General features: G+C 72.7%; 11 protein-coding genes and 1 pseudogene. 7 read left to right on the forward strand and 5 right to left on the reverse strand.

Translation table 11 applies throughout. The annotated features are described in order from the left end of the window. The first annotated feature begins 11 nt into the window (after positions 1 to 11). Complete coding sequence (locus HJG45_RS14060; RefSeq protein WP_171612874.1) at positions 12 to 890, forward strand: 3-hydroxybutyryl-CoA dehydrogenase; 879 nt, start codon at positions 12 to 14, stop codon at positions 888 to 890. A gap of 59 nt (positions 891 to 949) precedes the next feature. Here HJG45_RS14060 and HJG45_RS29220 read toward each other — a convergent pair whose 3' ends face one another. After that, positions 950 to 1,465: a pyridoxamine 5'-phosphate oxidase family protein gene (locus tag HJG45_RS29220; RefSeq protein ID WP_368040588.1), complete on the reverse strand. Its 516-nt coding sequence runs from the start codon at positions 1,463 to 1,465 to the stop codon at positions 950 to 952. 241 nt (positions 1,466 to 1,706) lie between these two features. Here HJG45_RS29220 and gpmI point away from each other — a divergent pair, with 241 nt between their 5' ends. The 5 genes from gpmI to HJG45_RS14090 all read left to right on the forward strand — a co-directional run bounded on the left by gpmI (position 1,707) and on the right by HJG45_RS14090 (position 8,138). Beyond that, entirely contained in the window at positions 1,707 to 3,233 is a 1,527-nt protein-coding gene (gene gpmI / locus HJG45_RS14070; RefSeq protein WP_171612745.1) for a 2,3-bisphosphoglycerate-independent phosphoglycerate mutase, read from the forward strand. Between the two features lie 157 nt (positions 3,234 to 3,390). Beyond that, entirely contained in the window at positions 3,391 to 4,806 is a 1,416-nt protein-coding gene (locus HJG45_RS29455) for a peptidoglycan DD-metalloendopeptidase family protein (protein WP_171612746.1), read from the forward strand. An 88-nt stretch (positions 4,807 to 4,894) separates the two neighbouring features. Then, the gene (locus tag HJG45_RS14080; RefSeq protein WP_171612747.1) at positions 4,895 to 6,271 is read left to right on the forward strand and encodes a S41 family peptidase; all 1,377 of its coding nucleotides are present in this window, start codon (positions 4,895 to 4,897) and stop codon (positions 6,269 to 6,271) included. Between the two features lie 158 nt (positions 6,272 to 6,429). After that, complete coding sequence (locus HJG45_RS14085) at positions 6,430 to 7,434, forward strand: divergent polysaccharide deacetylase family protein (RefSeq protein ID WP_171612748.1); 1,005 nt, start codon at positions 6,430 to 6,432, stop codon at positions 7,432 to 7,434. Between the two features lie 221 nt (positions 7,435 to 7,655). Continuing rightward, positions 7,656 to 8,138, forward strand: coding sequence for an RNA pyrophosphohydrolase (locus HJG45_RS14090; RefSeq protein WP_171612749.1), 483 nt, complete (start codon positions 7,656 to 7,658; stop codon positions 8,136 to 8,138). 15 nt (positions 8,139 to 8,153) lie between these two features. On the opposite strand, the gene glp is transcribed toward HJG45_RS14090, so the two are convergent. The 4 genes from glp to HJG45_RS14110 all read right to left on the reverse strand — a co-directional run bounded on the left by glp (position 8,154) and on the right by HJG45_RS14110 (position 11,888). Next, positions 8,154 to 9,398, reverse strand: coding sequence for a gephyrin-like molybdotransferase Glp (gene glp, locus HJG45_RS14095; RefSeq protein ID WP_171612750.1), 1,245 nt, complete (start codon positions 9,396 to 9,398; stop codon positions 8,154 to 8,156). Next, a complete protein-coding gene (gene mobB / locus HJG45_RS14100; protein ID WP_171612751.1) occupies positions 9,379 to 9,915 on the reverse strand; it encodes a molybdopterin-guanine dinucleotide biosynthesis protein B in 537 nt (178 codons plus the stop codon). Before mobB ends, glp begins: the two co-directional genes overlap by 20 nt. Positions 9,916 to 10,033: 118 nt before the next feature. Next, entirely contained in the window at positions 10,034 to 10,462 is a 429-nt protein-coding gene (locus HJG45_RS14105; protein WP_171612752.1) for a GFA family protein, read from the reverse strand. Positions 10,463 to 10,556: 94 nt separating this feature from the next. Continuing rightward, positions 10,557 to 11,888, reverse strand: coding sequence for a dihydroorotase (locus HJG45_RS14110; RefSeq protein WP_171612753.1), 1,332 nt, complete (start codon positions 11,886 to 11,888; stop codon positions 10,557 to 10,559). Positions 11,889 to 11,991: 103 nt separating this feature from the next. Here HJG45_RS14110 and HJG45_RS14115 point away from each other — a divergent pair. After that, positions 11,992 to 12,444, forward strand: a pseudogene (locus HJG45_RS14115) (DUF29 domain-containing protein); the annotation flags it as partial. Between the last annotated feature and the right edge of the window lie 4 nt (positions 12,445 to 12,448).

Genomic DNA, 12,448 nt, shown 5'->3' on the forward strand with positions numbered 1-12,448 from the left:
AGGTGGAGATCATGGCGGAGGTGAAGAAGCTCGGCGTCATCGGTGCTGGCCTGATGGGCAACGGCATCGCCCATGTGGCGGCCCTGTCGGGCGTTCCGGTGGCGCTGGTCGATATCAACCAGGCGGCGCTCGACAAGGCGCTCGCCACCATCGGGAAGAATCTGGACCGGCAGGCGAGCAAGGGCAGCATCCCCGCCGGGGCGAAGGACGAGGCGCTAGGCCGCATCACCGCCGGCACCAACTACAAGCTCTTCGCCGAGTGCGACCTGGTGATCGAGGCGGCGACCGAGAACGAGGAGATCAAGAAGAAGATCTTTGCGAGCCTCTGCCCGCAGCTCTCGCCGGAAGCGCTGATCGCCTCCAATACCTCCTCCATACCCATCACCCGCCTCGGCGCCGCGACCGACCGGCCGGGGCGCTTCGTCGGCATGCACTTCTTCAATCCCGTGCCGATGATGAAGCTGGTCGAGGTGATCCGCGGCCTGGCGACCGAGGACGCGACCGTCGCCACGGTGACGGCGCTGGCCGAGCGGATGGGCAAGACGGTGGTGGCGGCGGCCGACTACCCGGCCTTCGTCGTCAACCGCATCCTCTGCCCGATGCTGAACGAGGCGATCTTCGCGCTCATGGAAGGTGTCGGCGATGTCCGCGCCATCGATGCCGGGATGAAGCTCGGCGCCAACCATCCGATGGGGCCGCTCGAACTCTCGGACTTCGTCGGCCTCGATACGCTCTACAGCGTGCTCAAGGTGCTGCATGAGGGGCTGGGCGATCCGAAGTACCGGCCCTGCCCGCTGCTGGCGAAATATGTCGAGGCCGGCTGGCTCGGGCGGAAGTCCGGCAAGGGCTTCTACGACTACAGCACCACCCCGCCGACGCCGACGCGCTGAGGCGCGGCAGGCGGGTGATCCATCGGGTGGGGGCGATACGGCGCCCACCCGCCGATCGTTCAGCCGGCGCGCTTGGTGAAGTCCACCTTGTCGTTCTCACCGGGATGCGGCGGCTCCCCCGTGGTCACGGCCTTCAGGTAGCCATAGGCGTGCACCAGCGTGCTGGAGGGCGAATCCCAGTATTCGGCGCCCTCGCACTCGACCTTGATCAGGGTGATGCGCGGATCCTCCGGCCCACCCGGGAACCAGACGCGCATCGGCTCGGCCCAGAGCTGCTTCTGCCGCTCCGGATCGCGCAGCGTCTCGGCCTTGCCGAAGACCGAGACGTAACTCTGCGAATCGGGATCGGCATAGGCGAGCAGGACGCGGTCGTCCTTCGCTGCCTCGTCGCTGACATTGCCGTCGATGGCGGCGAAGAACCACAGCACGCCATCGAACTCCCGATTGGCGGCGCGCATCGGCCGGGCGCGGAAGCGGCCCTGGCCATCCTGGGTCACCATCATGGCAACCGCGATATCCTTGATCATGGCCCAGACCTTGCGCTTGGCCTCGGCATCGCTGCGGGTATCCGTCACGGCGGAAATCCTCTCACGGTAGGGCGCGGTCCCGTGGCCAACGGCCGGGCGGCGGGCTGGTTCCGGTCCCGCCTTGCCCCCATCTGGCCTCGGCAGTAAGGCGCTGTCATACCGACAGACCGGTCGCTGGACCGGTCCGAGGCCCCGAACGGGGCCCGCGACGTATGTCGCGAAGCCAAGCAAACCGGAGGTTTGCGCCCGGCGTCTGAGGGCCATGCTGTCAGTCGAGGAGTGTCCTTCCATGCCGCATCCCCGCCCCGTCATGCTGGTCATCCTGGACGGCTGGGGCTGGCGCGAGGATCAGGCGGACAATGCCGTTCGCCAGGCCCGTACGCCGCATTTCGACGCGCTCTGGCAGGCCGGGCCGCGCGCCTTCCTGCACACCTCCGGCCATGATGTCGGCCTGCCGGACGGGCAGATGGGCAATTCCGAGGTTGGGCACCTCAATCTCGGCGCCGGCCGCGTCGTGATGCAGGAATTGCCGCGCATCGACGCCACAGTGAAGGACGGCTCGATCGCCCGGCTACCGGCGCTGACCGCGCTGATCGACACGCTCAAGGCCTCGGGCGGCACCTGCCACCTGATGGGCCTTGTCTCGCCGGGCGGCGTGCACAGCCACCAGGCGCATGCCGCGGCGCTGGCGAAGGCGCTGGCGGCGGCCGGGGTGAAGGTGGCGATCCACTGCTTCACCGATGGCCGCGACACGCCGCCGCGGGCGGCGCCGGACTATCTCCGCCGCCTGCTCGGCGATATCGAGGGCCTCGCCGGCGTGCGCGTCGCCACCGTCACCGGCCGCTACTACGCCATGGACCGCGACCATCGCTGGGAGCGCGTCTCGCAGGCCTATGACGTGATGGTCTCGGCCGCGGGGGCGCGGGCGCCGGACCCGGTCGCGGCGGTCGAGGCGGCGCATGCCAGGGACGTCACCGACGAGTTCGTGCCCGCCACCGCCATCGGCGACTACCAGGGCATGCAGGATGGCGACGGCGTGCTCTGCTTCAACTTCCGCGCCGACCGGGTGCGGGAGATCCTGTCCGCCCTGCTCGATCCCGCCTTCAAGGGCTTCGACCGCAAGCGCGTGGTCCGCTTCGCCGCCGCCGCCGGGATGACGGAGTATTCGACCGAGCTCGCGGCCTTCCTCGGCACCCTCTTCCCGCCGGAACGGTTGGGCGACATCCTGGGCGAGGTCGTCGCCCGCGCCGGCCGGACCCAGCTCCGCATGGCCGAGACCGAGAAGTACCCGCACGTCACCTACTTCCTGAACGGCGGCGAGGAAAAGCCCTATCCCGGCGAGGACCGCATCATGGTCCCCTCCCCCAAGGTCGCCACCTACGACCTGCAGCCGGAGATGTCGGCGCCAGAGCTGACCGAGAAGGCGGTCGCGGCGATCGGCTCCGGCAAGTATGATCTGATCGTGCTGAACTTCGCCAACCCCGACATGGTCGGCCATACCGGCAGCCTGCCGGCCGCGATCAAGGCGGTCGAGACGGTGGATGCCGGGCTCGGCCGCATCGCCGATGCCGTGAAGGCCCAGGGCGGGGCGCTGCTGGTCACCGCCGATCACGGCAATTGCGAGTTGATGAAGGATCCCGCCACCGGCGGGCCGCACACCGCCCATACCACCAACCCGGTGCCCGTCTTCGTCATGGGCGCGCCCGCCGGGGCGAAGCTGCATGAGGGCCGGCTGGCGGATGTCGCGCCGACGCTGCTGCACCTCATGGGATTGCCGCAGCCGGAAGCGATGACCGGCCGGTCGCTGCTCGAGTGATACCGGCCTGCAGAACGACTGACCTGCAGCCGGCGCAGCCGGCTGAGCGCCCGAACGGGCGCCGCCGCGAGTGCGGCGAAGCCAAGCTGCCACAGGCGGCGCCGGTGCCTGAGGTCATTGATGGGTCACCATCAATGCGCGCTGGTATGACGCCACGGTGAGCGCTGCCCGGCCGACGCCTCGTGCGCCGGCCGGATGCGGCGGACCCCGCCGCCCGGCCCGGCCCGGCCACGCCCCATGGCCCGGCGCCGCCCCCTGCACCGGGCCGGCCGCCGGGCCGCGCCCAAGCTGGCCTGCCGGCCTCGGCCTCCTGCTCATCCTGGCCTCCCTGGCCCAGCCGGCCATCGCGCAGCCGACGCCGGACGCGGTCCGGGCGGCGCAGCGCGCCGCCGCCGCCGAGCAGGAGGCCGCCGAGGCCGCCGCCCGCGCCGCCGAGGCTGCCGCCGCCGAGGAACGCCGCCTTGCCGAACGCCGGGTGACCTCGGCCCGCCGGGTCCAGGCGGCCGAGCAGCGCCTGGCCGAGGCGGAGGGACGGGCCCGCGCCGCCGCCGCCGCCGCGGCCGGGGCCCGTTCGCAGCTCGAGCAGCGGGCCGCGGCGCTGGCGCCGGCGCTGCCGGTCATGCTCCGGCTGGCGCTCTGGCCGGCGGAATCGCTGCTCGCCATTCCCGGCCCGCCGGAGGACACGCTGCGGGGCCTGCTGGTGCTGCAGGGCGTCTCGCGCGGGCTGAGTCGGGAGGCGGCCGAGCTGCGCGCCAGCGTCGCCGAGGCCGCTCGCCGGGCCGCCGCCGTGAGTGCGGAGGCGGAAGCGCTGCGCGCTGCCGGGGTCGAGGCCCGCGAGGCGACGGTGGCGCTGGAGGCGGAGCTTGAGGAGGCGCGGCAGCGCCGCAGCGCCGCCCGCGACGCCGAGGATGCCGCGGCCCGCCGGGCGCAGGACAGCGCCGCCCGGGCCAGCAGCCTCGAGGGCGCCCTGGCCCAGTTGCAGCGGGAGGAGGCGCGCCGCGCCGCGGCGGAGAAAGCGCGCGAGGCGGCGCTGGAACGCGCCCGCAAGGCGGCGGAGACCCGGGCGGCGGCGGCGGCCCGGGCGCGCGACGCCGTCCGCGAGGCCGCGGCCCTCGAAGCCGCGGCCAAGGCGCGGGCGCAGGAGGCCGCCGCCCGGGCCGTGGCGCCCCCGCCGGCCGGCCGCGGCGCCCGCCCGATGCCCGTCGCGGGCCAGGTGAGCCGGGAGTTCGGCGCCGGTGGCGAGGGCGATCGGTCCCGTGGCATGACACTCGCCGCGCTGCCGGGCGCTCGCGTGGTCAGCCCCTGCGGTGGCAAGGTGGTCTTCGGCTCCTCCTTCCGCAGCTACGGGCTGCTGTTGATTGTGGATTGCGGGGACGGCTACCATTTTGTCCTGGCAGGGCTCGACCGGTTGGACGTCGCCCCGGGGCAGCGGGTGCTGGCCGGGGAGCCGGTCGGGCGGCTGGGGAGCGGCGCCAGCGCCGGGGATGGGGGCGGCCGGGTGCCCCTCTACCTCGAGCTGCGCCGCAAAGGGCAGCCCGTCGATCCCCGGAATTGGTTTGCCGCGAAAGGATGAGGCGGCAAGCATCACCGCAAGGACGGTCTAGGCTACAACGCTCTACAGGGGCCCGCCGGGCCGGAACGCAAGGACATAGGTTGGCCGCATGAAGCGCAGGGTTCGGACGGTGGCGGCGATGGCGGGAGCCTTCGCGGCCGGGGTCGTGGTCGGCCCCATGGTGGCGGCCATGGCGCAGGACGGCGGCAGGGCGGACACCTACCGCCTGCTCAACCTCTTCGGCGACGTCTTCGAGCGCGTCCGGGCCGAGTATGTGGAGCCGATCAACGACCGCGAGGCGATCGAGAATGCCATCAACGGCATGCTCACCGGCCTCGACCCGCACAGCTCCTACCTGAACCAGCGCTCCTACCGCGACATGCAGGTGCAGACGCGGGGCGAGTTCGGCGGGCTCGGCATCGAGGTCACGCAGGAGAACGGCTACATCAAGGTCATCTCGCCGATCGACGACACCCCGGCCTTCCGCGCCGGCGTCAAGGCGGGGGACCTGATCACCAATCTGAACGGCAATTCCGTGCAGGGCCTCACCCTGCAGGAGGCGGTCGAGCAGATGCGGGGCGAGCGTGGCACGCCGATCAAGATCACCATCCGGCGTGAGGGCGCCGACCGGCCGATCGAGCTGTCCCTGACCCGCGAGGTGATCCGGCCGCAGGTGGTCCGCTCCCGCCTCGAAGGGAACGACGTCGCCTATATCCGGCTGACCTCCTTCAACGAGCAGACCGACGTGAATCTGCGCCGCGCCCTGCAGACGCTGCGCCAGCAGGCGCCAAACGGGCTGAAGGGGCTGGTGCTCGACCTCCGCAACAACCCGGGCGGGCTGCTCGACCAAGCGGTGCAGGTCTCCGACGAGTTCCTCGACAAGGGCGAGATCGTTTCCACCCGGGCCCGCCGCCCGGAGGATGCGCAGCGCTGGAACGCCAAGCCCGGCGACATCGCGCAGGACCTGCCCATCGTCGTGCTGATCAACGGCGGCTCCGCCTCCGCTTCCGAGATCGTCGCCGGCGCGCTGCAGGACCACCGCCGCGCGGTGGTGCTCGGCGTGAAGAGCTTCGGCAAGGGCAGCGTGCAGACCGTCATGCTCATCCCGGGCAACGGCGCCATCCGCCTGACGACGGCGCGCTACTACACGCCCTCCGGCCGCTCGATCCAGGCCACCGGCATCGAGCCGGATATCGAGGTGCTGGCGCAGCGCGAGCAGGCGACGGCCGGCATCCCGCGCGAGCGCGAGGCCGATCTGCGCCGGGCGCTGCGCAACGAGGGCGGGGTGCAGCAGCCCGCCGGCGCCGCCATTCCCAAGCTCGACCTGCCGGCGGGCGTCATCGAGAAGGTCTCCCGCCTGCCGCCCGAGGGCGCGCCGGCCTTCGACCCGACGAAGCCCGAGACCGACTTCCAGCTGCAGCAGGCCACGCAGTTCCTGCGTAACCTGGCGTCGGCGCAGCAGACCTCCCGCCGCGCCGCGCGCTGAGGCCAGGCCAAGGGTCTCAGCCGGTGGACCGCAAGCAGGTGATGGAGCAGGCGCAGGCGATGGGCCGTCGCCTGCGCCAGGAGAGCCTGCCCCGCGCGTTTCTCGCGCTGCGGCAGGCCTTGGCCGGCTGACGCGGCCTGGGCCTGTTCTGGGCGGTCGTGCTCGGGCTGCTCGTCGGCGGCATCGGCATGCTCGCCTGGCTCGGCCCGCTGCCGGGCCACGGCCCCGCGGCCGCGTCGGAGGCGCCGGCGCTGCCAGGACCGGCGCAGGCGGCGGCGGCCCCAAGTGCGCCCCCGGGCGCCGAGCCGGTCCTCGACGCCGCCTTCCGCGGCCCGGTGCCGGGCCGGCCGATCCCCGCCGCCGATCCGGCCCTGCTGGAGAACGGCCCCTATGGCCGGCTGCCGCGCATCGGGCCGGAGGGGCGCTCCTCGATCCGCACCTATGGCCGCGGCTTTGATCGGCAGGACCAGCGGCCGCGCATTGGCCTCGTCGTCGGCGGGCTCGGCCTGAACGCCGCGGTGTCGGAGGAGGCGATCCGCCGCCTGCCCGGCGCCGTCGCCCTCGCCTTCAGCCCCTATGCGCCGCGGGTCGAGCTGCTGCTCGACCAGGCGCGGGCCAAGGGCATGGAGATCCTGGTCGCCCTGCCGCTCGAGCCGAGTGGCTACCCGCTCAACAATCCCGGCGACCGAGCCCTGCTGACCGGGCTTTCCGCGAATGAGAACAGTGACCGGCTGCTCTGGGTGCTGTCGCGCTTCACCGGCTATGTCGGCGCCGTCGGCGCCCTCGGCCCGATGCGCGGCGAGCGCTTCGCCCAGCTCGCGGACTCGCTGGCCGCGTTGCAGGCCAACCTGACCGGCCGCGGCCTGCTCTACATCGATCCGCGGCCCGGCGCAGTGCGGGCGCCGGCGCGGGCCTGGGGCCGCGGCGTCGACCTGGTGGTGGACGAGCCAGCGACGCGCAGCGAGATCGAGCGCAAGCTGGCGCGGCTCGAGGCGCTGGCCCGGGAGGGCGGCTCGGCCCTCGGCTATGCCGGGGAGGCCTCGCCGGTGCTGGTCGACCGCATCGCCGCCTGGGCCGGCGGCATCGAGGAGCGCGGCCTGGTGCTGGCCCCGGTGACGGCCATGCTGCGGCGGCCGGAACAGGCGGCCTCGCGCTCGCCCTGATACCCATGGCCCTGATGCGTGACCGCATCAGGGCCCACTCAGTGTTCCTTTGGCGCCGGGCGCAAACCTCCGGTTTGCCTGGGCCTTCGCCACACTTGTGGCGGACCCCGTTCGGGACCTCGGACCGGTCGGGCGACCGGTCCGCTGGTACGAGGCCAAGCGGGACGCTCACGCCCGCCGGCGATCCGGTCTATAGGCCGCCGGCGCTTCGGAGGCTGCCCATGGACCTGCCCTATCGCCGCTGCGTCGGCGCCGTGCTGTTCAACCCGGATGGCCGCGTGCTGGTGGCGCGGCGCGCCGACCTGCCGAATGCCGAGGGTGCCCCGGGCGGCTGGCAGCTGCCACAGGGCGGCATTGATGCCGGAGAGAACCCGGCGGTCGCCATCTTCCGCGAGCTGGCCGAGGAGATCGGCACCGCGAAGGCCGAGATCCTGGCCGAGCATCCCGACTGGCTGAATTACGACCTGCCGCCGGAGCTGCTCGGCAAGGCGCTGGGCGGTCGCTTCCGCGGCCAGACCCAGCGCTGGTTCGCGCTGCGCTTCCTCGGCACGGAGGCGGAGATCCGGCTCGACCTCGACCCGCATCCGGAATTCGATGCCTGGCGCTGGGCCCGGCTGGACGAGCTGCCGGCGCTCGCGGTCGGCTTCAAGCGGGCGATCTACGAGACCCTGGCGCGCGACTTCGCCCGCTTCGCCGGACCGTAGCGCGGGGCGCCGCACTCAGAACAGGGCCGCGAAGGGCAGCACCCGCACCGCATCGCCCGGCCGGACCGCCACCACCTCCTCCGGCAGCTCGGCGAAGGCGTCGCTCGCGGCCAGGGAGGAAAGCAGCGCCGCGCCCTCGCGCTCGATGCGCTCGGCGACGGGCAGCAGGCCGGAGGGGCGCAGACGGACGCGGAGATACTCCCGCCGTCCCGGCTTCTTCCGCGCCTCGAACCCCGCCTCGGCGCTGAAGCGCGGCAGCGGCTCCGGCGCCGCGCCGGCCAGGCGCAGCACCAGCGGCCGCGCCAGGTGCAGGAAGGTCACCACCGCCGCCACCGGATTGCCCGGCAGGCCGAGCACCGGCGTCCCGCCCACCACCCCGAGCGCCGCCGGCCGTCCCGGTTTCACCGCCAGCCGCCAGAAGACCAGCCTTCCGCCCTGCTCGATGGCGCTGCGGATATGGTCCTCCTCCCCGGCGGAGACGCCGCCCGAGGTCAGCAGCAGGTCGTGGCTTGCCGAGGCCGCGCGTAGCGCCGCCGCGCTCTCCGCCGCCCGGTCCGGCAGGATGCCGAGATCGACCGCCTCCACCGGCAGCCCGGCCAGCAGCGCCAGCAGGGTGAAGCGGTTGCTGTCATAGGTCTGCGCCGGGCCGAGCGGCTGGCCCGGCGCGGCCAGCTCGTCCCCGGTCGAGAAGACGCCCACCCGGATGCGCTGCACGACGGCGAGGCTGCCGCAGCCGAGCGCCGCCGCCAGCCCGATCTCGGGCGCCCGCAGCCGGCGCCCGGCCGGCAAGGCGACCGCGCCCTGCTGGACATCCTCGCCGGCCGGGCGGGCATTCGCCCCGCGCCGCAGCCCGGGCGGGACCAGCACGCCCTCCGGCCGCAGCGCCGCATCCTCCTGCATCAGCACGGTATCGGCCCCGGGCGGCATGGGGGCGCCGGTGAAGATGCGCGCGGCCGCCCCCGGCGGCAGCGGCGCAGCATCCTGCCCGGCGGCGACCCGCCCGGTCAGCCGCAGCGCCGTCAGCCCCTCGCCGAGATCGGCATGGCGGAAGGCATAGCCATCGACCGCGCTGTTGCAGAAGGGCGGCAGCGGCAGCCCGGCCCGCAGCTCCCGTGCTAGCACCCGGCCGAGGGCGGCGGCGAGCGGCACCGTCTCCTCCCCCGTCACCGGCGGCACCCGCTCGGCGATCAGCGCCTGCGCCGCCTCCACCGAAAGCAGCGGGTCCCCGAGGGCGAAGCAATCATCCGAAAGCTGCGCCACCGCGCCCTACCCCCCTCCAGGCCGCGGCATCCGCGGCGAAGCGCTGCACCAGATCGGCAGCCGCCTCCACATCGTCCAGGGGGACCCAGGGCAGATCGCCGGGCGGCGGCACGTCGCTGGCGATGGCGGCGATCTGCGGGTCCTCCGGATGCAGCCAGGGCTTGCCGTTCGCCGCGCGGTGGACCTCGATCTTCGGATGGGTGTCGCGCTTGAACCCCTCGACGATGACGAGATCGACCGGCGAGAGGCGCGAGAGGAGGAAGCGCAGATCCGGCTCCGGCGCGCCGCGATGCTCGGTCAGCAGCGCCCAGCGCGCCTCCGAGGCGACGAGCACCTGCCGCGCCCCGGCTTCCCGGTGCTTCCAGGAATCCTTGCCGGGCGTGTCGACATCGAAGCGGTGATGCGCGTGCTTGAGGGTGGAGACCGCGACGCCCCGGCGGCCGAGGCAGGGGATCAGCCGGGTGAGGAGCGTGGTCTTGCCGGCCCCGCTCCAGCCGGCGAGGCCGATGAGCTTCATGCTGGTAATCTAGAGCAGATCGCGGGAGGGCGTGAACGCCCGGCACGGCGCGCCGGGCGCGGAGGCAGGCCACGCCTGCCTCCCCCTTCGCGCGGCGAGGCGAAGGATCAGCGCCCGCCTATTCCGGCACCATCTCGCCGGAGCCGCCGAACTCCGCCGGGAAGTCCTTCAGCTTCGGCAGCCCGTCCTTGATGCGGAGCACCGCCTCGCCGTAGTTGACATGCACCGCCGGCTCGAAGGGCATGTCCGGGATGGTGGCGGAGAAGACGTCCACCATGTTGAGCGGCGGATGGCGCGCCATGAGGTGGCCGCCGCAGAGCTTGCAGTACTGCCGGTGGCTCATCTCGGTCTTGGAGAAGGTGGCGACATGCTCCTCGCCCTTCGTCACCTTTACCGCCTCGGGCGGCCAGAGGCTGAACGCATTCACCGGGCCGCCCGACCAGGATCGGCAGGACCGGCAATGGCAATAGCCCATGGCGTTGGGGGCGCCGCTCACCGTGATCTCGACGGCGCCGCAGAAACAGGCGCCGTTATAGCTTCCGCTCATGCTTGGTCTTCCTCCCTTGCTCGCCCCGGCGGGGGCAGCCTAGGCCACCCCGCCGCGATGGACCATGCCGCCATGGCATGATGCGCTCCGTGGCTCAGCCGCCGCGCGCTTCCTGGAAGGCGACGCCCTGGCCGCGCGGCGCGCCGATCACCTCATCCTCGCGCATCGCCACCTTGCCGCGCAGGATGGCCATCACCGGCCAGCCGGTGCAGCGATGCCCGGCGAAGGGCGTCCAGCCGCAGGGCGAGACGATCCAGCTCTCCTCGATGACCCGCTGCTTCTTCATGTCGACCAGCGTGAAATCGGCGTCGTAGCCGGCGGCGAGCCGCCCCTTGCCGGTCACGCCATAGACCCGCGCCGGCCCGGCGCACATCAGGTCGGCGAGGCGGGAGAGGGAGAGTCGCCCGGCGCTGACATGGTCGAGCATCAGCGGCACGATGGTCTGCACGCCGGTCAGCCCCGCCGCGCAATCCGGCCAGGGCCGCTCCTTCGCCGCGCGGCTGTGCGGCGCGTGGTCGGAGCCCACCACATCCACCGTGCCGTCGGCGACCGCCGCCCAGGCCGCCTTCAGGTGCCGCTCGTCGCGGATCGGCGGGTTCATCACGGCATAGCCGCCGAGCCGGTCATAGGCCTCGTCGGTCTGGGTGAGGTGGTTGAGCAGCACCTCGACGGTCGCGACGTCGCGGAACTCCTTGAGGTAGTCGAGCTCCTCCGCGGTGCTGACGTGCAGGATATGCGCCGGGCGGCCGGTGCGCCGCGCCAGCGCCATCAGCCGCCGCGTGCCGAGGAAGGCGCATTCCACGTCGCGCCAGACCATGTGGTTGCGGTGCGGCATGCCGGAGGTGAATTGCGGCTTGCGCTCCTGCAGCCGGTATTCGTCCTCGGAATGGTAGCAGATGCGCCGCCGGCCGCCGCGCATCACCCGCTCCAGGCTCGCATCATCCTCGACCAGCAGGTCGCCGGTGCTGCTGCCGGCGAAGACCTTCACCGCGCAGACATTCGGCTGCAGCTCGAGCGCGGCGAGCTCCGCGATGTTCTTCTTGCTGGCGCCGACATAGAGGCCGACATCGACCCAGGCGCGCCCTTCCAGATAGCCGCGCTTCCAGTCCAGCCGCTCGCGGTCGGTGATGCTGGGCGCGGTGTTCGGCATGTCGAAGACCGCGGTGAGGCCGCCGAGCAGCGCCCCCTTGGTGCCGTGCGAGAGATCCTCAACCGCCGGGTCGCCCGGATCGCGCAGATGCACATGCGCGTCGATCAGGCCCGGCAGCACGTGCAGGCCGCGGCAATCCACCTCATTGGCCGCCTTGTCCAGGCGCAGGTCGCCGAGGGCCGCGATCCGCCCCTCCCGCACGCCGACATCGGTGGTCTCGACGCCCCAGGGCAGCACGCAGGCGCCGCCGCGCAGGATGAGATCGTAGCTGGTCATGGGGCGGGGATCCTCCTTGGGGCCGGGTGCGGCAGCACCTATACTCCGCCTCGCCATGCCCGACGATTCCGGCCTCCGCGACCGCGATTGATATGCCTGGACCCAGGACCAGTCCGCCCGGTTGCGCGCCTGGCCGGAGCTGCTTCGCCCCAACGGCCTGGACGTGAAGGAGATCGCGGAGGAGATAGAGAGCGCGAGGACGTCCGATCGCCGGGCGATCATCTCCTACCTTCGGCTGATCATCCTCCATGCCTTGAAGATCGAATTCCACCCGGCCGCAGCCTCCCGCCTGCACTGGATGGTTGAGATCGGAGGCTTCCGCGCGGAGCTGGGCCGGCTCTTCGAGGACAGCCCCAGCCTCTTCGCCCAGCGGGACGCGCTGTTCCTCAAGGCGTGGCAGGATGCGCGCCGCGAGCTTGGCCGGGCGCTGGCGCTGGAGGCGCCCGAGGCCGCCCGCCACTTCGCCGCCGCGATCGGCCCCGATGCCCCACCCCGCTACGAGCTGGACCGCCAGATCCTGAACGAGGACTGGCTTCCTGCCCCGCCGGCGCCCTGACCGC

The sequence above is a fragment of the Roseicella sp. DB1501 genome (genome assembly GCF_013112485.1).
In the GTDB taxonomy this organism is placed as follows: domain Bacteria; phylum Pseudomonadota; class Alphaproteobacteria; order Acetobacterales; family Acetobacteraceae; genus Paracraurococcus.